Source organism: Arcanobacterium hippocoleae (assembly GCF_040360365.1).
Lineage (GTDB): Bacteria > Actinomycetota > Actinomycetes > Actinomycetales > Actinomycetaceae > Arcanobacterium_A > Arcanobacterium_A hippocoleae_A.
Map to the genome: position 1 here is coordinate 893,106 of NZ_CP136412.1, position 21,003 is coordinate 914,108.

Here is a 21,003-nt window from a genome sequence, read left to right on the forward strand (position 1 = left end):
GAGTTTTAACTGCTGATCCTGCCGCCCAAGAGCGTTATCCAGCAGCGTGTTCCAGCCGTTCTGCTTCATCCAGATCACGCAGCGATTGAATCACTGCGTCAAGATTTCCGTTGATTACTGAATCAAGATTGTATGCTTTATATCCAGTCCGGTGATCAGAAATCCGATTCTCCGGAAAGTTATAGGTTCGAACCCGTTCAGAGCGATCGACGGTACGCACCTGGCTTCGCCGCTGATCTGCCTCTTTCGCTGCTTGCTCTTCCAGCTGCATCTGCCGAAGCCGCGCCCGCAGCACCCGCATTGCCGATTCACGATTCTTGATTTGCGACTTTTCATCTTGCATTGAAACAGTGATTCCAGTTGGCAAATGCGTAATTCGCACTGCTGAGTCAGTGGTGTTCACGCTCTGACCGCCAGGCCCGGATGAACGAAAAACATCAATCCGCAAATCGTTGTCATTAATTTCGATTTCCCCGGATCTTCCACCTCAGCGAAAACAAGTACCCCCGCAGCCGAAGTGTGCACCCGTCCTTGAGATTCGGTAACTGGCACACGCTGCACTCGGTGTACACCGGCTTCAAATTTTAGCCACGCCCAAACACCGTCAGCCGGGTCTGCTGGTACGCTTTTCGCTTTCACGGCAATTTGGACGTCCTTATATCCGCCCATATCTGTCGCAGTCGCATTGAGAATCTGCGTATTCCAGCCTTTAGTTTCGGCATAACGCTGATACATCCGCAATAAATCTGCCGCAAAAAGCGCAGACTCTTCCCCGCCTTCACCAGCTTTTACTTCAAGAATCACATCGCGTAAATCATCCGGATCGCGCGGAATCAGTGCATTGCGCAACGACTCTGCAGCAGATTCGTACGCAGCTTTCAGACGCGGCAGTTCCGCTGCAAAAAGCTCGCCATCTGCACCGCCAAGTTCTACAATTTCCTGAGTTTCAAGAAGATCTTGCTCAATCTGCAGCCAGTTCTGGTACCGCGATACTACTGGACCGAGCTGCGCATACCGACGTGAAAGTGAGCGCAGCTTATCGGGGTTAGCCAGCACTTCCGGGCTTGACATCTGCACTTCTAACTCGCGATATTCTTCAAGCATCGCCTGTGCAGCAGGATATTTCACCTCAGATAACAAATTGAGATTTTCAAAGCTCATTATTTTCCTTCATTCGCTCCTTCACGGTATCCGTCGGAAGCTGTTTTCAAAGTTAGCTTTCAAAGTTAGCGCCGGAACCGCAGCATGCTGTAAGAAATCACGGAGGGATTAGTTCTGGATACCCGGCGTAAATGCACTGAGCGCCGGCTTCCGCGGATTGCAAAAAGCCGGCGCTCAGCATAAAAGCTACTTCTTACGCTTACCGTAACGTGCTTCGAAGCGTGCCACACGGCCGCCGGTATCAAGAATCTTCTGCTTACCGGTATAGAACGGATGGCATGCTGAGCAGACGTCCACACGAAGATGCTCGGTAGCAAGAGTGGAGCGAGTATCAAACTCAGCACCGCAAGTGCAGCTCACGTGCACTGGGGTGTATTCAGGGTGGATTCCCTGTTTCATAATATTCTCCTTGGATCGTTTAGTGCTCTGGGTCCGATTTACACTTTCTTCGTACGGACGAAGGCAGATTGCGAAACAATATTCCAAAACAGCATTCCGGAAAATATTGCGCCGCCATAAAACGGTGAACCAGCAGCCGACGTTTTATTAAACCACTTTTTCCAATGAATAGCTAGATACGTGAGCGATTACTCAGCATCACGATTATTCTGCTCCATTGGCTTGCATTCCCCGCACAATTGAAACCAAAAATTCCTGATTCGACTCAGTTTTGCGCAGCCGCCCGAGAAGATAGTCAGAAGATTCTTGGACATCAAGTGTGCCCAGTGCGCGCCGTAAATGCCACACAATCTTCAGCTCTTCCGGGCTGAAGAGCTGTTCTTCACGCCGCGTTCCCGAAGCATTCACGTCAACTGCCGGGAAAATCCGCCGGTCAGCAAGCTGACGTGAGAGCCGCAGCTCCATATTGCCGGTGCCCTTAAACTCTTCGAAGATTACTTCATCCATCTTCGAACCAGTCTCAACAAGCGCTGAAGCAATGATTGTAAGCGATCCGCCGTCTTCAATATTCCGGGCCGCACCAAAAACTTTTTCGGCGGATAGAGTGCAGCTGCATCCACACCGCCAGAGAGAATCCTGCCTGAAGCCGGAGCAGCAAGGTTGTATGCGCGGGAAAGACGTGTAAGCGAGTCAAGCAGGATTACCACATCTTGCCCAAGTTCAACCAAACGCTTCGCCCGTTCAACAGCAAGTTCTGCCACGATTGTGTGATCGGAAGCCGGACGGTCAAAAGTCGAAGCAATCACTTCGCCTTTCACTAGCCGCTGCATATCCGTTACTTCTTCCGGACGTTCATCAACGAGCACCACCATCAAGTGCACATTCGGATTATTATTCGCGATAGCCACAGCCATTTGCTGCATAATCATCGTTTTACCTGCTTTTGGCGGAGAAACAATCAGCCCGCGCTGCCCTTTTCCAATTGGGGCAACAAGATCGATTATTCGAGTTGTGAGCGCATTTTTGTCGTCTCCATCCGCAGCATTTCCTGCGGGTAAAGCGGTGTAAGCTTGTTAAATTCGGGTCGGCTTGCTGCATCTTCCGGAGAAAGCCCGTTAATCGAAGTCACTTCCACCAGCGGGTTGTATTTATGCTGACGCTGCCCGCGGCGCGCCTGGCCTTCGGTTACACTGCGTACTGCACCGACAACAGCGTCACCGCGCCGCAAACCGTATTTTTTAATCGTCTGCTGGGAAACGTAAGCATCAGACTTACCCGGCAGGTATCCGCCAGTGCGCAGATAAGAATTTGTTCCAGCAGTATCGAGAATACCGGCAACTGGAATCAAAACGTCCTCATGCGTACTCTGCGGTTCGTTATTATTTTGGACGTCCTCATATTGAGATCCGTCATCGCTGTTATTGCGCCGATCATTATTGCGTTCGCGCCGGTCACGGCGATTATTCCGATCTCGCCGGTCACGACGGTTATTGCGTTCGCTGCGTTCGCGCCGATTGCGGTTCCGCACTCCATCATGATCACTGTCTTGATCACTATTTTCACTATTCCGTTTGCTTCCGGCACGACGTGCGGCTGCGTCGCCGAGAGCGTCAAGCGCAGCTTGCTTTTCCGCTGCTGTCATCTCGCTTTTTGGCTGATTTTCAAGATTCTTTCGATTGCGGCGCAGATTCTCACGTAAATCATTTTCGTTGTGATCCTCTCCGCTTGCCGCTTTGTCCGGATTTTCAGCGCCAGTATTTTCGGAAACTGGCACGATTACCTGATCCAGATTTTCCTTTCTGGTGCGACGGGCACGTGCAGGCTTTTCTGCAGTATCTGCACTAGCCGGCTGCAGCTGTGCGCCATCACTAAGCTTTTCTTTAATTGCCGCCACATAATCAGCCTTTCGCGATTTCGGCGGCATCTTAATGCCGAGTTGAGCTGCGCGCTCCTTCAATTCTGAAAGCAACATTGCGCTTACTTTACGCTCTGAATTGGCAGTTTCGTTCACGAGGTTCCTTCCCCGGGCGTCTCAAATAAGACGCTTGCTATGTCAATCGGGATTAATGGATAACATGCTCACACAAAATTTGGCGAGACATCTGATTCTGGATTGGCAACACGCGATAACAAGCAAAACTGTTCGCGGTCCAGTAGGTCTAAATCTGAGCGACCTTGGTTGCCTGAACATTATCCTACACAATGAACTGCCTTTTATGGAAATAATCGGCCCGGAACAAAATGACTATTATCACGCCGACGCAAAATATTCTGCATATCCGCTGCTGCACGAAATAAATTTCCAATCCGGACGGTATGTTTCACATGCCGGCTTATTCGCTGTTTCTCTTCCGGCTTATATTAATATTTACCGGATTGAAGCTGCGATTTACCGGATTGGAGGTGCGATTTGGATTGGCTGCACGGTGAAACCTGCAGCTGTTAAATTTTCCGGCATCTTCCCGCGCAGTTCAGCAAAAACTAATATTGCGGAACCATTTTGCACTCCGAGCGCCGGCCAGCCTGCTTTTTGCAGCGAGAAAAGCAAATTGGCAATATGGCTTGTTTCCGCTAGTTTACACAGCTCACTTCCCCATTCCAGAAAGGCTGCCCGCGATACTTCCCGCAGTAGCAGCGGCCGATGTTCAAGCGCGTAGCAAAGCAAACCCGCAGCATCGTCCGGAACTCCGAAAACTGAATGCGCCAAATTATTGCGGTGCCTGCTGGTTTCCCGGATAGTGATTAGGGTCAGCTTCAGTGTCGGATGAAGCACAAGCGAAGCTGTATTTTGAACAGGATTAGTTTGTGCTGCAATACTCACATTCATCTCAGTATTTTCGTTTTGCTGCTCATTGCGATCCGGCCAAGAGATTATCCCCCGCCGGTAAGTGCTGCAGCTAAACGGGAACCGTCAACATCGAAATCAGCAGCAAGACGGGCTAGCTGCGCAGCAGTGAAATCATTCGGATTCCCAAGTAGGCTCTTAACCAATAACAGCCCTGCAAGAACTTCTGCTTCACGTTCACCGAGACCGAGACCGCGCGGAATATTATTTCGCGCCACAAGTTCAATCCCAGCCGCGGGAAGCCCTAAATGCTCCAGCGTATACATCATTACTTTGATTACAAGATGATTCGCATCTTTTGGCAATTCATTACTTCCTTGCCCCAGAATCAACGCTTTTGCAGCACCCGTCGTCAGTGTCACTGCTGTTTCATCCCAGAAATCCAGGCTTAGCGCGAGACCCGAAAAAGCTGAATTATAAAGCAGCGCACTTGCAGGTACCCGCACACTGGCACGCTCAGCTACTATCCGCATGACCACTCTTCTCTTTTCCGTGATTGCACAAAACCAAAGTAATCGAGATTAATTTTCCAAAGATGCACCTGCAAGCACCAAGCGCCGCAGAAAAACACGGAAAGACACTCCCGAACCCGTAAGTTTGCACACAAACGCTTTTTACATTTTCTCCGGTGCGCTCACGCCAAGCAGACCTAAGCCATTCGCAAGTACCTGACCGGCTGCATCATTTAGCCACAAACGTGCCTGATGCACCGGATTGACTTCTTCATCTGCCCGCGGAGTGACACGAGACTTCGCATACCAGGCATGGTATGCCGCAGCAAGATCTTCGAGATAGCGTGCCACACGATGCGGCTCACGCAAAGTTGCTGCTTGCGCCACTACTTCCGGATATTTCGCGAGAGCTGCGAGCAGTTCTCCGTCGGCAGCGGTATCAAGCTTACCCGGATCAAAATCATCACGAGTAACTCCATGCTCTGCCGCATTGCGGTCAACTGAACATGTGCGCGCATGCGCATACTGGACATAATAAACCGGGTTATCGTTGCTGTGCGATGAGATGAGCGCAAGATCGATTTCGAGAGTTGTGTCCATTGCGGCACGAACAAGCGAGTAACGCGCCGCATCCACTCCAGCCGCATCAACCAAATCAGAGAGCACAACAATCGTGCCGGCACGTTTCGACATTTTCACCGGCTGACCGTCTTGGACAAGATTCACGAGCTGCCCGATGAGAATCTCAAGATTTTCACCTTTACCCGCAGTGTCGCCAAAGGCGCGTGCCATCGCATACATTCTGCCGATGTACCCGTGATGGTCAGCTCCGAGCATATAAATCGCATAGTCGGCTCCGCGCGAGCGCTTATCAAGATAATAGGCAAGGTCACCGGCAAAATAGGCGGCTTCTCCGTCGCTTTTAATTACCACTCGATCTTTATCATCACCAAAATCGGTGGTGCGGACCCATTTGGCGCCGTCTTTCTCATAAATCATGCCGGAATCTTCAAGACGCTTGATTGCTGCTGTTACCGCACCAGATTCATGCAGGGAATCCTCATGGAAAAACACATCAAAATCTACTCGGAAATCGCGTAATTCCTGCTTGATTTCACCGAACATCATATTCACACCGTGTTCACGGAAAAATTCTTGCGCCGCAGAATCATCCATTGCAGTGAGATCAGCTTCCGGATTCTCCGCAAGCACACGTGCAGCAATGTCGGTAATATACTGCCCGCCGTATCCGTCGGCTGGTACTTCGCGATTCCGTGCGCGCGCAAGAAGCGAAGCAGAGAATCTGTCTATTTGCGCACCGTGATCATTAAAATAGTATTCACGGGTAACTTTTTGCCCGACGGCTTCAAGGATCCGGGCGAGCGAATCACCGACGGCTGCCCAGCGGGCACCGCCGATATGTACTGGACCGGTCGGGTTCGCTGACACAAATTCGAGATTAACTTTCTTGCCTTGAGCGGCGTTGCTCCGGCCATACTGCGTCCCTTGAGTGAGGATAGTCCGAGCAAGCTCGCCGGCAGCCCGTGAATCAAGGGTGATATTAATAAAACCTGGACCAGCTGCTTCTGCTTTCGCAATTCCCGGATTTTCGAGAAGTCTTCCAATCAAAGTTTCAGCAAGCGCACGCGGATTTGTGCCGGCTTTCTTTGCCAGCTGCAAAGCGACATTTGTTGCCCAATCACCGTGTTCGCGCGAACGCGGGCGCTCAACTTTCACTTCGGATGGTATGTCTTGTGCAGCAAGGGAAATTTCACCATTTGCCGCAGCGGATGACAAAGTTTTTTGGATAAATGCAGATAATTCCTCTGGAGTCATGAAGTTATTCTATCGGCGCTAACGCTTTGCTCCCAAGCGCGCAGAACGTGAAATCCGGCAACAGTTTCGATAATTGCGCAGAATTTGCCGCAATGCTTTTCAAAGATTGCAGCGCTGCTTAGCTTGGAGATTAGCCGGCGCTAGACGAAAATTGTGATTATTCCGACGGTATCCGCAGATTCTGCAGATGCACAAATATTGCTATACTGTACGAGTTGCAAGATTCTTGCGTTTTGCAAACATGCTGGTGCAGTTGCTGTGTTTCAGCGCTGCAGATTAGCCCCGATAGCTCAGGGGATAGAGCGTCCGCCTCCGGAGCGGAAGGCCGCAGGTTCGAATCCTGTTCGGGGCACTGCCGGAAAAGCCTGGTATCTCAAAGGAAAAGAGATATCAGGCTTTTCTTATTAGTGAAAGCAACACAGCCGCAGCAAAACGCTCTGCAAGATTACACAGCCGGCAGCAAAATCCGCAAAATCATGCCGTATCTCAATAGCCGCAAGAGTTAAGGGCGATTACACGATTAAGGGCGGGCGATAATCCCTTTTTCATCATCCGCATATATTTTCCCTTTGTAGCGCGGATTCATAAAAGCTTCTTCAGTTAGAATCTCATCTACTTCCGCAGCGGTAAGCAATCCCATCTCCACCACTACTTCCTTCACCGACTTCCCCGTCCGGGCAGCTGCGCGGCCGACTACATCACCGTTATAATGCCCGATAACTTCGTTCAGGTATGTTACAACACCAATCGAGTTATAAACATGCGCCCGCATCACCTCAGGATTTGCACTAATGCCGTCGATACATTTCTCACGCAAAGTATCGCAAGCGCTAATTAGCAGCGATATTGATTCATTAATTGCCTGCGCTATCACAGGTTCCATCACATTCAGCTGCAGCTGTCCGGCTTCTGCTGCCATCGTCACAGTCACGTCATTCCCAATGACTTTGAAGCAAACCTGATTGACAACCTCGGGAATTACCGGATTTACCTTCGCCGGCATGATTGAAGATCCGGCTTGCCTTTGCGGCAGGTTAATTTCGTTTAAACCAGCCCGCGGACCTGATGAAAGCAAACGCAAATCATTTGAAATTTTCGAAAGTTTATGGGCAAGACGCTTCAGCGCAGCATGTACGCTCACATAGTCGCCGTTATCTGAAGTTGCTTCAATCAAATCAGGCGCAGAGACAATATCCAGCCCGGTTACTGCAGCGAGTTTCGCTGCTGCAGTTTCCGCATAATTCGGCGGAGTATTCAGTTTTGTTCCAATCGCAGTTGCTCCAAGATTCACATGCAGCAGATATTTGGAAACACACTCTAGGACTTCGATTTCTTCGCGCAGATTCGTGGCAAAACCATGAAATTCTTGTCCGAGCGTCATTGGGACAGCATCTTGCAGCTGGGTTCGCCCCATTTTTAACATGCCGGCAAATTCTGCACCTTTTCGATCAAGAGAATCTGCAAGCTGCGCTACACACGAATTCAGTTTGCGGACGGCTGCGTAAATCATCAAATGCAATCCCGTCGGATAGGCGTCGTTCGTGGATTGCGACTTATTTACGTGATCGTTCGGATTAATCACATCGTAACGCCCTTTTTCAAATCCAAGCAGTTCAAGAGCGAGATTTGCAATCACTTCGTTCGTGTTCATATTTACCGATGTGCCGGCACCGCCTTGGAATTGGTCTACCGGAAATTGGTCAAAGCATCGCTGCTTTTCGAGAATCTCGTCGCAGCCAGCCGCGATTGCCTGCACAATATCGTGCGGCAGTACATGCAGCTCTTCATTTGCTAGCGCACAGGCTTTCTTCACCTGCACCATTGCGGTTATGAACTCTTTCATGTCGCAAATTCTTTGGCCGGAAATTTGGAAATTCTCTATTGCACGAAGGGTGTGAATCCCGTAGTAAGCTTCCGCTGGCACTTCACGTTTACCAAGGAGATCTTCTTCAATACGATGAGCCATTTTCTTCCTTTCAAGCATCATTGCACAAAAAGTACTTTCCGACAGACGTTCCGCTAGTACTGTCTGTTTTCATGCTCTCACTTTGCAATTGCACTGACATTTTTGCGGCGGTGCACGATGTATTTCAGCATCAACCGCAGATTCTTTAAGCTTAGCGACGGATATCAGACAACATCAGACGGATATCAGAAGTTGTGTTCGCGTTTACCTTTCAAAATAATCGTAGCTGAGAACTTGGTGCAAAAAACATTGCAAACACTAAATTCGCTAAAATCTCGATCTAAAGAGAAGTGGAAAATACAAGTTGTTCTGAGATTCGAAAAAGTACAGTAAATTCCTAGTAAGTACCATCCCAGTAATAATTAATTACCCGTCGGGCGAGCGAGGGTTCGTCCGTAATAATCGCGTCTACCCCCATTTTCAGCAAACGTATCATTTCGTCGGCTTCATTTACTGTCCAAACATGCACTGCCTGACCGCGACGGTGGCACAGCTCAATCATCGCCGGCGTAACCACATGAATCTTTGTAAAAAGGCACGGCACTTGAATTGCCTGCACTCCGCGCTCCACACCGGGAACAAATCGATCCACGAGCGGCCAAAACCGTTTCGGCAGCTTCGATTCCAACACAAGCAACGCCATTGCACCTTTCCCAAGTGAGGTGACCACGCCGGGAAGCATTCGCCGCAGCATTTTCAAACGGGTTTCATTAAATGAGGAAAGGCTTACCCGCCCAACTGCATCTGCTTCCCGAATTGCACGGGCAAGGGGGCGGACTACGTGAAAATTTTTTGCGTCAATATTCAGCACAAGATCTGGATATTTCTTAAATACTTCAGCTAAACGCAGCGGAGTGTTTCCGGATTCGTCGTGTACTTTGCGAAGCTCTTCCCACGTATAGCTGGAAACTTTTCCATGCCCGTTTGTGGTTCGATCCAGAATCGGATCGTGAAAAGAATTACGACACCATCTTTTGTCGCTTGCGAATCAGTCTCAATATATCGGAAACCGAGTTTCTGCATTTTTGCAAATGCAGAAAGTGAGTTTTCTGGAGCTTCATTTCCTCCAGCGCGATGTGCTAAAACAATTGGCTTCTCAGCAATTTTCCATATCCGCTCATCAAGCGCAGGAGTCCGCCGTCGTGATTTCCAAAATTTCATAGACTTTCCCACTTCTCACCATTTCACAATGATTCGAAAGTTTTTATTGCATCAGCTGCATTTCTGGGTAATATCAATCGCGCCAAGCTCACTAATGAAACTAATCGGCTCAACTGGTTCCTGGGTATAATCTTTTGACGGACGAATTTCAAAATGCAGGTGACTCCCAGTGGACTGCCCGGAGCTGCCGACTTCGGCAATTTTTTCTCCAGCCTTCACCTTTTGACCAACTTTCACAAAAATACCGTCACGGTAGCTGTGCAAGTACCAAGTGTAGAAAACTTTGCCGTTAATCTCGTGTTTTATTCGAATATCGTTGTTTCCGGGAGTTTCGGAACCATCCATCACAACTTCACCGTCAGCTGCCGCATATATCGGCGTTCCTTTTGGAGCGGCGAAATCAACTCCGGTGTGAAACTCGGTTCCCCGCCCAAAAGGATTGGCGCGCATCCCAAATGGGGAGCTGATTCTATACGATCCGACCTGCATCGGAAAGAATACTGCATTATCGAAGTTTTCATAGGCACTGGCAAGATCGTTTGCTCCGCCTTTTGCAGCACAGCGAATCTTTCCCTGGTTTGCAGCAAGCTGCGTTTCAATCATCTTGGCGGTTTCCGCTGCACCCGCGGTTGGCTTTAACACATCTTCGCTGCTTTCAGCGGCCGAGCTATTAACCGTGTGAACGGTGTCAAGCACAGAATCTGCTGCGGCAAAACCGGGAGCGCCAACCGCATTCTGAACTTTAATCACGCCGACGGATGCTGTCACGAGAACGCCGGCGAGAGCAACCGCGGAAAGCGCCGGACTTTTCTGCACGAAATTTTTCAGAAACGACGAACTTTTCGAAGCGACACCAACAAATTTTGCGTTGAAATTCCGCCGCTCCCTTTCGCATGCAATCTTATTTTCCCGGACTGTTGGAATGGCTTCAGTAACATCTTCATTACCGGTGCATACCGCAGCTGCAGAGCTTTCCTTTGAATCCGGAGCCGAAAAACTAACCTGCAGCGGACTTGCGGCGCTGCCTGCAGCCTTAACCGCTTTAGTTTTATCAATCGCGGATTCTGCCCAATGACGGCCATTCATATCAGCAGATGACTCACAGCGCGCAAGCATCTGCGCTAAGCGTGCTTCTTTTTCTGCTCTGGTTAATCCGGTTCTTGACACTGCTGCTTCTTGATGCGGCTTTGCTTTCCGCTCAGCTGCTTCCCGCGCGAGACGAAGTTCTTTCCGGGAAGGTAAAGTTTTCCCGTTCCGAAACTCTTGTGCCACTTCATCTCCCTTTGCCAATTTTCTGATGTGTTTGCAGTTCAGAATTTACCGATAATCCCGAAAGTAACAGCTCTGCGAGATACAGTCACTTTTTCTCAACTGCACTTAATCATAACGGTTTGGTAACATCACGTCTACTGCCGTGAAAAATTGTGACGCACCCCAGATATCAAATTTATCCGGCACTCCTGAATACTGTTTACAAATACATTTTCAGGGGAAATCCGAAACGGTAATCTGCTAAATAATTTCATACGGTTTCTTTAATCAGCTGCTGACGCGCCTTTACACTTACACCCAGAACTTGCTAAATTTCACTTCAAATCAAGGTAATTTTTCAATATCCCGCGCGCGCTGGGACTATCGTCACTATTATTAAATATGTCGGGATTAACGCAGATCAAAATCGAGACTCGGAAAGCACAAGCAATGGTAGATCAGAATTTTGGACCAAACGAAGGATTCGTAGCTGAACTATACGCCAATTACCTCGAAGATAATTCAAGTGTCGGTGAACAATGGCGGGAAATGTTCCATCAGTGGAAGCGCAGCGGTGTCGCCGCGAAAACACGTATTGCCCCCGCAGCAGACGATAATCCGGCCCAAGCAGCACACACCGAATCATTTTCCGCTGAAGATATTGCGGCACAGCATGCCGTCCACGCTAAACAAGATCGCGAAGCCACTTCTGAAGCGTATGTTACACGTTCCGACCTGCCGCCAGCACCGCGTTCAGCAGCCCGCCCCGCACTTACTCCCTATACTGCAAAATATGATTCAGCTCCGAATCTTGCAGCGAATTTTTGCGAAGATAACGAAGAAATTCTGCCGTTAAAAGGCGCTGAACGCGGTTTGGCAAAAAATATGGACGCCTCGCTTTCAATTCCAACAGCTACTTCCGTCCGCGCTCTCCCGGCACGGATTATGTTCGATAACCGCACCGTGATTAATAAATATCTTTCCACCACCCGCGGCGGAAAAGTTTCGTTCACACATTTAATTGCATACGCAATGGTGGAAGCGCTGGCAGAGATGCCGGAGATGAATTATTCATACAAAATTGATGAAAAAGGGCGCCCAAACCTGGTCAAGCCGGCCCATATCAATCTCGGCTTAGCCATTGATGTAGTTAAATCCGACGGGACACGCACACTTGTGGTCCCAAATATTAAAGAAGCCGAACGGCTCACTTTTAGCAAATTTCTTACTGCATATGAAGATCTTGTCGAACGCGGCCGGAAAAATAAGCTCACAATTGCGGACTATCAAGGAACAACAGCATCGTTAACTAACCCTGGCGGATTCGGCACGGTACATTCAATTCCGCGTTTAATGAATGGGCAAGGTTTAATTATTGGTGTTGGTTCAATGACTTACCCGCCAGAATTTCAGGGAACATCAAATGCTGCAATTTCGCGGCTTGGTGTCTCAAAAGTAATGCATTTGACCTCCACATATGACCATCGCGTGATTCAGGGAGCTGCATCCGGCCGTTTTCTGCGTTTAATGGAGCAAAAACTGCTCGGGCTTGACGGATTCTATGAACGGATTTACATGGCATTGCGCATCCCGTTCAAACCTTTTGTTTGGGAACGCGATGTGGAATATGATGCGGAACGTGAAATGGGTAAACCGGCGCGGATTGCAGAGTTGATTCACGCCTACCGCTCCCGCGGCCATCTGATTGCAGATGTTGATCCGCTTTCTTTCCATGTCCGCCGCCATCCAGATCTTGAACTGAAATCTTACGGTTTGACTCTTTGGGATCTTGACCGCACTTTCCCCACCGGAGGTTTCGCCGGAACCACGCATGCCACGCTGCGTGAGATTCTCTCGCAATTACGCGAATCCTACTGCCGGACTGTCGGGATTGAATATATGCATATACAAGATCCGATTCAGCGCCGCTGGTTCCAGGAGCGTATCGAATGCCCAGCCCAACCAACTTCGAAGAAAATGCAGCTGAATATTTTGCAGCGCTTAAATCAGGCAGAAGCTTTCGAAGTGTTCCTGCAAACAAAATATGTCGGGCAAAAGCGTTTTTCACTTGAAGGCGGCGAATCATTAATTCCAGCTCTCGATATTATTTTGCAAGGAGCGGCACATGATGGACTAAGCGAAGCTGCTATCGGGATGGCGCATCGCGGGAGACTGAATGTACTCACCAATATTGCCGGCAAGTCTTATACCCAAATCTTCTCTGAATTTGACGGTATTTTCGATCCTGCAGCGCAGCAAGGTTCCGGCGACGTAAAGTACCATCTGGGAACTGAGGGAACATTTACTTCACTCGACGGCGAACAAATTTCAGTCTACCTCGCAGCAAATCCCTCACATCTTGAAGCAGCCGACGGCGTACTTGAAGGTGCAGTGCGCGCAAAGCAAGATCGTCTTGATACAGGCGACACATCTTACCCGATACTCCCAATCTTAATCCATGGAGATTCGGCATTCGCCGGTCAGGGCGTTGTGGCAGAAGTTCTGAATTACTCACAGCTTCCGGCATACCGCACAGGCGGCACGATTCATATCATTGTCAACAACCAGATTGGTTTCACGACGGCTCCCTCCCTGGCGCGTTCTTCACGTTACACCACCGATATTTCGAAAGGTCTGCAGTGCCCGATTTTCCACGTGAACGGCGACGATCCGGAAGCCGTCGTGCGTATGGCGCAGCTTGCATATGAGTACCGGCAGGAATTCCACAAGGATGTGCTTCTTGACATCACTTGTTACCGCAAACGCGGACATAATGAGGGCGACGATCCATCAATGACTCAGCCAATCATGTATTCGCTGGTGAACACGAAACGGACTACCCGCAATCTCTACACTGAAGCGTTAATTGGCCGCGGCGAACTTACTTCTGAACAATTTGAGCTGTTAGAAAAGGATTTCCAGCATTTGCTTGAAGCAGCATTCACCGAAGTTCGTGCTGCGGAAGAAAAGACGAAAGAAACTGGTACAGACACCGCTGCCGCCGTGCTTGGTTTGCCGAAAGCACAGGTTGAAGAAGGCTCGACTGTAGTCGGCTGGGAGTCCGCGGCAAGTTTGCAAGTTCTGGAGCGGATTGGTGATACGCACATAAATCCGCCGGAAGGTTTCGTCCTCCATAAAAAGATCGGCCAGCTTTTCGAGAAGCGTTCAAAGATGGCGCACGGAGGGAAAGTCGATTGGGGGTTTGGCGAACTTCTCGCTTTCGGTTCACTGCTGATTGATGGCGTGCCGGTACGTATCTCGGGTCAAGATTCACGCCGCGGAACTTTTGTGCAGCGCCACGCTACTGCCCATTGTATTGCAACCGGAAAAGAGTGGACCCCGCTGTCATGTCTCACTGCAGACCAGGCCGAGTTTAACATTTACGATTCATCACTCTCCGAATATTCTGTGCTCGCATTCGAGTATGGCTATTCTGTGGAACGTCCGGACGCACTCGTCCTTTGGGAAGCGCAGTTTGGCGATTTCGCTAACGGCGCTCAAACAGTAATTGATGAGTTCATTTCGTCGGCAGAACAAAAATGGGCGCAAAGCTCTGGTCTGGTAATGCTGCTCCCGCACGGTTACGAAGGGCAAGGTCCAGATCATTCTTCTGCACGGATTGAGCGTTATCTGCAGCTTTGTGCAGAAAATAATATGATTGTTGCCCAGCCTTCAACTCCGGCAAACTATTTCCATTTGCTGCGTACGCAGGCATTTACCCGTCCGCGCAAGCCTTTGATTGTTTTCACACCAAAGCAGCTATTACGCCGGAAAAGCGCGGTTTCACCGATTACAGACTTTTCGCACGGAAAGTTTTTGCCAGTAATTGGCGAGACTGATTCCAGCCTGCGTGATGTGAATCGGGTTCTGATTTGTTCCGGTCGGATTTACTATGATTTGCTGGAAGAACGTGAGAAACGCGGCGATACCCAAACGGCAATTATCCGCGTTGAACGGCTTTATCCTGATCCGACGGCTGAGCTGGGCGCAGAAGCTGCAAAATATCAAAATGCAGAATTTTTCTGGGTTCAGGATGAGCCGCAAAATCAAGGCCCGTGGAGCCATTTCGCGCTTGAAGTATTCCCGCAAATTGGGATTGTTCCGAAGCTGATTTCCCGTCCGCGGGCAGCTGCTCCCTCCACCGGGATTGCTGCAATTCACCGCGCACAGATTGCGAATATCCTCGCCCAGTCGTTTGCGCGGTAGAAGGTAGAAATCGATAGATTTTACCGCTGAGTTCTCGGGTGTTTTCGCACTGATAACTTTCGGGCATAAACAGCAAAACGGCGGCGGTTCGCAATTATTTTCGAATATGCCACCATTTTGCTGTATCTTGCTGCAGTATAAATGGCGGAAAACAACGAAATCTGTGAAAATTTGAATACGCGGAAGTACTCTCCAGCTAGTATGATTGAACTGCTGCCGATCAAAATGTTCTGATTGGCGTGCGAATTGTTTAACGACGGAGATTTCAGAAATCGGGATTCGATAGCGGCTTGCCGGGTATATTCGGAAGTAAACAGGAGGTGGATTGTGCGAAATAAACAGATTTTCTTCGTCGGAGATGAACTTATTTCCGGTATCGGTGATGACCGTGCACTCGGTTGGGTCGGCCGCGTGCTTGCCCGTACTGCTTTTGATCCGCCGATTCTTCCAATCGTGCTTTCATTCCCTGGGAAGCTACATCAGAGCTAACCCACCGCTGGCAGCGGGAAGTAGAGCCGCGTCTCGATCGCGAATCCGATAACCGCCTTGTGATTGGTCTTGGTTCACACGATCTTGATGCCGGTATTTCCTCTGCCCGTTCTCGTCTTTATCTTGCAAATTTGCTTGATAACGCTGAGCGGCTGCAGATTCAAACGTTTGTGGTTGGTCCGCCGCCGCGGCAGATTACACCGCCCGCGAAGTTAGTCTGCTTTCGCAATCTTATGCTGATGTCTGTGCCCGCCGAAACACAATTTATGTTGACACATTTTCTCCGCTGGTAAATCACGAACAGTGGAATACCGATATGTCTATTTCTGCAAGATACACACCGCGGCAGGCAGGATACGGTTTAATGGCATGGCTGGTGCTGCATCGCGGCTGGCATCAATGGCTCGGCTTACCGCAAAATACCGCGGGCATATAGGGGTATATAGAACGGTAGCGCAGGCCTTTCGGCAGCATAAGGAGAATCCGGTTCGGTTACTTTCTGCGAATAAACTCTCCGGATTTTCCGCACTGTTCAGCAGCTATCATTTGCCGCACTTTTATGTTTCATAAGGAGAGAGGAAGAATCATTTTATCCTGGCCGAATATTGGTTCTCCCCGCTGCCCCCTACGAAATTAGACTTCTTTACCTTCCAACATTCACACACAGTCGCGGTTCTCCCGCCTCTACGAAATTACTTTCAAAATTGATTCACCCGACTCCATCGGGCTAATCGCAATCCGATTAGCCACAAGCTGTTTTAACTCGGGCACATGGGAGACGATTCCAATCTTTCTGCCGTTGCGCTGGAGCGTCCGAAGTGTTTGCATTACTAACTCACGGATTCCGGCCGACAAAGTTCCAAAACCTTCATCGATGATTAAGGTTTCAATCCGAACTCCGCCCGTTTCTTCTTGCACTACTTCGGCAAGAGCAAGTGCAAGTGCAAGTGAAGTATAGAATGTTTCTCCTCCCGACAGGGATGTAGTTGGGCGGGCAGTATCTCCTAAAGGTGAACCGTCGCGATCAATAATATTTAAACCGAGGCCTGTTTTCTTTACTCTGCCGCTCTCCTCACTCCGAATTAATTCGTATCTGCCATTCGAAATTTCGCTCAGATGCGAATTAGCACGTGCAACCACCATTTCAAAACGCCGCAGCAGCACCCACATATCCAGCGGAATCCGGCTATTTTGCGAATCTGCGGCATTGGCAAGATCAGCTAGCCGTACAATTTTCGCACTTTTTTCGATTGTGAGATGCCACGCTTTTGCAGCTGTGAGTATTGACGGATAAAGACGCGCTGAATCTGTTTTGAACTGCCGTGAAGCAGCAGCTTTATCCGCACTCTTCTTCCGTTCGGAAACGAGTTCCGCTAATGTTTCTTTCCGCGCTGCGACATTTGGTTTCGGTTTTCCCGCTGCCGCAGCGAGACTTGGGTCGCTTAGCAGCACCTGGGTGCGCTGCAGTTTCTTCTCATAAGCATGAACTTTACTTTCAAGTGCTGTTTTTGCGCTGCTGTCAGGCGTGCTTTTTCCACTTCCGCTTGATCCGCAAAGGAACTTTCATTAATCGCAGCGATTGCATGCTGTGCTGTTTTTGCCAGGGATGCAAGAATTATGGTTAATTCCCGCTGCGATTTTAAAAGCTCTTCCAAAGCAGCACATTCGTTATTCAGAAAATTAAGCCAGTTTTCAATCGTGTCAGATTTTCCTTGATTTTGCTTTAGTTTTTGTTGTTTCGCAGAAAGTTGTGCGGTAATCACTTCCAGCTCAGCTGTAATCGCACGAGTATCTGCTACGATCGTACTGCGTTCTTCATGCAGTATTTCCGATTTTTTCGGAGAGCTGTGAGTTCATTTTCAACTGCCGGTATTTTATCTTGCGCTTGCGCAGCCGTATCAAGCGCTTCTTTCGCCTTTGCGATTTCATTCGCCGCACTTTGCGAATCTAAACTCGAAACTTTCTTTTTCATCTCGGTAAGCTGAATCTCGAATTTATTTTTCACTCCCAGCATGGCAGTTAGTGCAGCTTGCGCAGCATCAGCTTTCGCTTGTGCTGATTTTACTTTGGATTCACTGGGCAAATTATCGGTAGTTTTGGCAGGATTAGGATGTTCAGTAGCACCGCAGACTGGGCAGGAATCCCCATCCTGAAGTTTGGCAGCAAGATGCGCCGCGAATCCGTTCTGCCAATTTTTAAATTCTGCAGCATATTCTAACTTTGCGTCACGCAAATTCGCTGCAGCCGTAGAAAAGTTCGTGTCTGCAGCTGCAAGATCTTTTTCAATTTGGAAAATCGTATCGATTGCTTCCTGCTGTGCGATCTTTTTCTCAAAATCAACTGTGAGCTGTGTAATATTGGCGGCTAAATCCGAGCACTGAGCCAGGCGATGTTCCGCTTTTCGAATATTTTCCGGAATCGCAGCAATCTTCTCCGCAATCTTCGCTGTTTTTACATCAAGCTTTGCAAGCTGCTGCTGTAAAACAGCGATTCGTTTTTCATCTGTTTTTATTTCAGACTCAAGTTCGCATAATGTTTCAAACTTCGCGATCTCTTTGCGCAGAAACTTTTCCCGATTTTCCAACTCGAAAGTTATATTCTTGCTTTTATCCTGAACTGAATTTATTACTTCCAGCGGCAGCAGCTCCCGCTCTGCAGCTGATAATAATTCAGTTAATTCCGATGCTGCTTCGGGCAATAGCGCCGCCAAATTTTCGTCTTGATTATCCTGAGCCGCGCTGGAAGCAGAAGCGGAATACTTTTCCGAAAGCTGCAGATAAGGAACTTGGGATGCGGCCAGTTTGCTAACTTCATCCTGATAATCTGCAATTCGTGAATCAGGAAGTTTTGCCTGTTCGGATAAGTTCAGCATTTGCAGGTCAGTTTGCTGCTGTTCAGCGTACAGTTCAAGATCTTTTAATTCAGATTCGAGAGTCAATCGTTTTTCAATTAAAGCTAAAAGGGTTTCTTCTTCTCCAAGCAGCTTCCGGCAAGTTTCCTCAGCTAGCTGTGCTTTTTCAGCCATTTTTTGATCATCGCGGGCATTAGCCGCAAGCGTATTATGCGCAGCTGCGATTGCGGCAAGCAGTTTTTCCTCAAAATCTGCTGCCCCTGATTCAGGCTGCGTGAAAAATTCTGTTGACAGCTCCGTTACTCTGCGGAGTTCTTCTTCATCAATACCTTGAATCGTCATCCACGTTTGAATTGCATGTTGATAGTTCTGTTTTTCTCCGCAATCTCCTCGCGGCTTTTCTTCGCCCGCATCGTCAGTTTCGCAGTGAAGTCGCTGTATTTCTTTGTCCGAAAAATCGCCTCTAAGATTGGTTTACGTTCACTGGATTTTAGCCGCAAAAATTCAGCAAACTGCCCTTGCGGCAGAATCACAGTTTGTAAGAACTGATCCTTGCTTAAACCGATTATCCCTTCAATCAACGGGCGCACTTCACGTACCTGCACCGCAATTGCTTTCGCGTCATCCCAGTTCCGGGAAGCTGCTCCGTCCGGATTGATTTCCCACAGTTTTGCCGTCTCATTTACTTTCGTAAAATCTGATTCCGCATAACTGACATCCGAAACACTGTTATCTGACTCAGAAATTTTTTCTTCGCTTTCCGCTTCAGCCGCATCCAGCTTGGTGAACGCCGCACCCGATAAGTTCCGGAACTGACACTAAACACTAAATCAACCCAAGATTCGATAGTCGGATCTGTATGTGTGGAACGGATCCGAGTATTCGAAGAATCTTTACCTGCTACTGAACCGAATAATGCAAACGTAACTGCGTCGATTAAAGTAGATTTACCGCTCCCGGTGGGACCGTCGAAAAGAAACAAACCATCAGCAGCAAGCCGATCAAAATCAATCGCATATTCACCTTTAAACGGACCAATTCCGGAAAATTTTAAGCTGCGGATAATCATTATTTCACCTCACTTTCGGCAGTAATTTCTTCCCATATTTCGCGGATTAAATCTCTTTCTCCAGAATTTAATACCCGCCCGCCGGACTCTGCAAAAAACATTTCAATCACAGCCCGCGGCTGCTGCCGCAGCATCTCAAAATTATAGTCTGCAGCGGCAGCGCTGAATCCAACGTGACTCACTTGCACTAAATGCGGGAATCTGCGGCGAAGTACTGCAACTAAATCCCGCGGCCGTTCCCGATCCGTTACTTCAATTCGCACAAAATCATCACTGTAAATCGAAAACTCCGGAGATTTAAGCATCTGCGCAGCACTGCCGCGCAAAGTCTTTAGCTTGCGGTAAAAAGTATGCGGCACCAGCTCGACATGAGTTTGGCCAGATTCAGAAAAATCGATTACAGCCGTACTTTTTGGTGATTTTCTTCTGAAAACGAGAACGGAATCGGAGAGCCTGCATAACGCATTAATGGATCGGCAGCAGTACCAACTTTTTGAGGACGATGCAGGTGCCCAAGAGCAACATAGTCTAACGGGCCGAGTTTTTCTTCCCCAGCCGAAAGAGCTTCGCCGGCACTGAATCTATCCCGCCAATGCTCAAGTCGAGTTCCGATTCACTCTTCTCGCTTCCGCTGACAAAAGCATGCGCCATCGCGATTCGCGGAACTTGCAGTGCAGAATATTTTCCGCCGGAAATATCTTCACGTATCAGCGCACAAGCACGCTGAATCACTGCCGAATGTGAACGTGCAAGCAATTCTTCACCTGCAGCCAACCTGGCACGCTCCGTATCCGGATCGAGATATGGGATTCCGTAAACAATCGCACCAATTTCACCCTGCATATTTTTCAACGCAATCGGCTGCCCGCTGCGTAAAGAATCAGTTTGAATATATAACCCGTCGCGTAAAAACTGCGCTGCAAAACCGAGCCGGCGCGCAGAATCATGGTTTCCGGAAGTTATTAACACCTGCGTAAAATCAAGCAGCCGCGCAAGAATATCCTCCAGCAATTCAATCATTTGCAGCGCAGGTATCCCCCGATCATAAACATCTCCAGAAATAAGCACCGCATCGGCTTGCGATTCACGCGCTAAATCCACAAGAAAATCTCCCCAACGCGCAAAACTCTCGCTGAGATCATTTTCGTAAAACTTTCGGCCAAGATGCCAATCTGAAGTGTGAATGATTTTCATGTAAATAAGCTTATCTGCGTCCGCCCGGAAAATTTCCGTGCTTTTTCGAAAAAAGTAATAAAACCAAAGCCAGCTTAAGGAAAATTAACTCTAATCAAATTTCAAGAGAGTCCGCAAACCAAT

Annotated in this window: 16 protein-coding genes, 1 tRNA gene and 3 pseudogenes; 4 read left to right on the forward strand and 16 right to left on the reverse strand. The window is 48.7% G+C overall.

All coding sequences use genetic code 11. The features are described 5' to 3' along the window. Positions 1-34: 34 nt before the first annotated feature. The 6 genes and pseudogenes from prfA to argS form a co-directional block, all read right to left on the reverse strand. Positions 35-1,161: pseudogene (prfA, locus tag RQN30_RS04720) on the reverse strand (peptide chain release factor 1). Positions 1,162-1,347: 186 nt separating this feature from the next. Then, on the reverse strand, positions 1,348-1,560 hold the full coding sequence (gene rpmE / locus RQN30_RS04725; protein WP_353061479.1) for a 50S ribosomal protein L31: 213 nt from the start codon (positions 1,558-1,560) through the stop codon (positions 1,348-1,350). Positions 1,561-1,764: 204 nt separating this feature from the next. Beyond that, positions 1,765-3,532: pseudogene (rho, locus tag RQN30_RS04730) on the reverse strand (transcription termination factor Rho). A 417-nt stretch (positions 3,533-3,949) separates the two neighbouring features. Next, positions 3,950-4,381 carry a hypothetical protein gene (locus tag RQN30_RS04735; protein ID WP_353061480.1) on the reverse strand — a complete coding sequence of 144 codons (432 nt, stop codon included), beginning with the start codon at positions 4,379-4,381 and terminating at the stop codon, positions 3,950-3,952. 50 nt (positions 4,382-4,431) lie between these two features. Next, positions 4,432-4,878 (reverse strand): GHMP family kinase ATP-binding protein, encoded by a 447-nt coding sequence (locus tag RQN30_RS04740; RefSeq protein WP_353061481.1) that lies wholly within the window; start codon positions 4,876-4,878, stop codon positions 4,432-4,434. 141 nt (positions 4,879-5,019) lie between these two features. Next, entirely contained in the window at positions 5,020-6,693 is a 1,674-nt protein-coding gene (argS, locus tag RQN30_RS04745; RefSeq protein WP_353061482.1) for an arginine--tRNA ligase, read from the reverse strand. 279 nt (positions 6,694-6,972) lie between these two features. Here argS and RQN30_RS04750 point away from each other — a divergent pair. Then, positions 6,973-7,045 (forward strand) — tRNA-Arg (locus RQN30_RS04750). 168 nt (positions 7,046-7,213) lie between these two features. Here the strand turns inward: RQN30_RS04750 and aspA are convergent. The 3 genes and pseudogenes from aspA to RQN30_RS04765 form a co-directional block, all read right to left on the reverse strand. Then, on the reverse strand, positions 7,214-8,659 hold the full coding sequence (aspA, locus tag RQN30_RS04755) for an aspartate ammonia-lyase (RefSeq protein WP_353061483.1): 1,446 nt from the start codon (positions 8,657-8,659) through the stop codon (positions 7,214-7,216). Between the two features lie 337 nt (positions 8,660-8,996). Beyond that, positions 8,997-9,820: pseudogene (locus RQN30_RS04760) on the reverse strand (glycerophosphodiester phosphodiesterase family protein). Positions 9,821-9,871: 51 nt separating this feature from the next. Continuing rightward, positions 9,872-11,092: a M23 family metallopeptidase gene (locus tag RQN30_RS04765; protein WP_353061484.1), complete on the reverse strand. Its 1,221-nt coding sequence runs from the start codon at positions 11,090-11,092 to the stop codon at positions 9,872-9,874. A gap of 429 nt (positions 11,093-11,521) precedes the next feature. On the opposite strand from RQN30_RS04765, the gene RQN30_RS04770 reads away from it, so the two are divergent. The 3 genes from RQN30_RS04770 (at position 11,522) to RQN30_RS04780 (ending at position 16,059) form a co-directional block, all read left to right on the forward strand. Continuing rightward, positions 11,522-15,277, forward strand: coding sequence for a multifunctional oxoglutarate decarboxylase/oxoglutarate dehydrogenase thiamine pyrophosphate-binding subunit/dihydrolipoyllysine-residue succinyltransferase subunit (locus tag RQN30_RS04770; protein ID WP_353061485.1), 3,756 nt, complete (start codon positions 11,522-11,524; stop codon positions 15,275-15,277). Between the two features lie 327 nt (positions 15,278-15,604). Next, entirely contained in the window at positions 15,605-15,766 is a 162-nt protein-coding gene (locus tag RQN30_RS04775; RefSeq protein ID WP_353061486.1) for a hypothetical protein, read from the forward strand. A 59-nt stretch (positions 15,767-15,825) separates the two neighbouring features. Beyond that, on the forward strand, positions 15,826-16,059 hold the full coding sequence (locus RQN30_RS04780) for an SGNH/GDSL hydrolase family protein (RefSeq protein ID WP_353061487.1): 234 nt from the start codon (positions 15,826-15,828) through the stop codon (positions 16,057-16,059). Positions 16,060-16,450: 391 nt separating this feature from the next. Here RQN30_RS04780 and RQN30_RS04785 read toward each other — a convergent pair whose 3' ends face one another. The 7 genes from RQN30_RS04785 to RQN30_RS04815 all read right to left on the reverse strand — a co-directional run bounded on the left by RQN30_RS04785 (position 16,451) and on the right by RQN30_RS04815 (position 20,880). Further along, entirely contained in the window at positions 16,451-17,218 is a 768-nt protein-coding gene (locus RQN30_RS04785) for an SbcC/MukB-like Walker B domain-containing protein (RefSeq protein ID WP_353061488.1), read from the reverse strand. Continuing rightward, complete coding sequence (locus RQN30_RS04790; RefSeq protein WP_353061489.1) at positions 17,209-17,529, reverse strand: hypothetical protein; 321 nt, start codon at positions 17,527-17,529, stop codon at positions 17,209-17,211. The genes RQN30_RS04785 and RQN30_RS04790 overlap by 10 nt, the downstream gene beginning before the upstream one ends. Positions 17,530-17,561: 32 nt before the next feature. Further along, positions 17,562-18,959: a hypothetical protein gene (locus tag RQN30_RS04795; RefSeq protein WP_353061490.1), complete on the reverse strand. Its 1,398-nt coding sequence runs from the start codon at positions 18,957-18,959 to the stop codon at positions 17,562-17,564. Continuing rightward, positions 18,956-19,222, reverse strand: a complete 267-nt coding sequence (locus RQN30_RS04800; RefSeq protein ID WP_353061492.1) for a hypothetical protein — start codon at positions 19,220-19,222, stop codon at positions 18,956-18,958. The genes RQN30_RS04795 and RQN30_RS04800 overlap by 4 nt, the downstream gene beginning before the upstream one ends. 77 nt (positions 19,223-19,299) lie before the next feature. Beyond that, positions 19,300-19,686: an AAA family ATPase gene (locus RQN30_RS04805; protein ID WP_353061493.1), complete on the reverse strand. Its 387-nt coding sequence runs from the start codon at positions 19,684-19,686 to the stop codon at positions 19,300-19,302. Beyond that, positions 19,686-20,045: an exonuclease SbcCD subunit D C-terminal domain-containing protein gene (locus tag RQN30_RS04810; protein ID WP_353061494.1), complete on the reverse strand. Its 360-nt coding sequence runs from the start codon at positions 20,043-20,045 to the stop codon at positions 19,686-19,688. Before RQN30_RS04810 ends, RQN30_RS04805 begins: the two co-directional genes overlap by 1 nt. A 169-nt stretch (positions 20,046-20,214) precedes the next feature. Beyond that, positions 20,215-20,880 (reverse strand): metallophosphoesterase family protein, encoded by a 666-nt coding sequence (locus tag RQN30_RS04815; RefSeq protein WP_353061495.1) that lies wholly within the window; start codon positions 20,878-20,880, stop codon positions 20,215-20,217. Positions 20,881-21,003 lie beyond the last annotated feature (123 nt).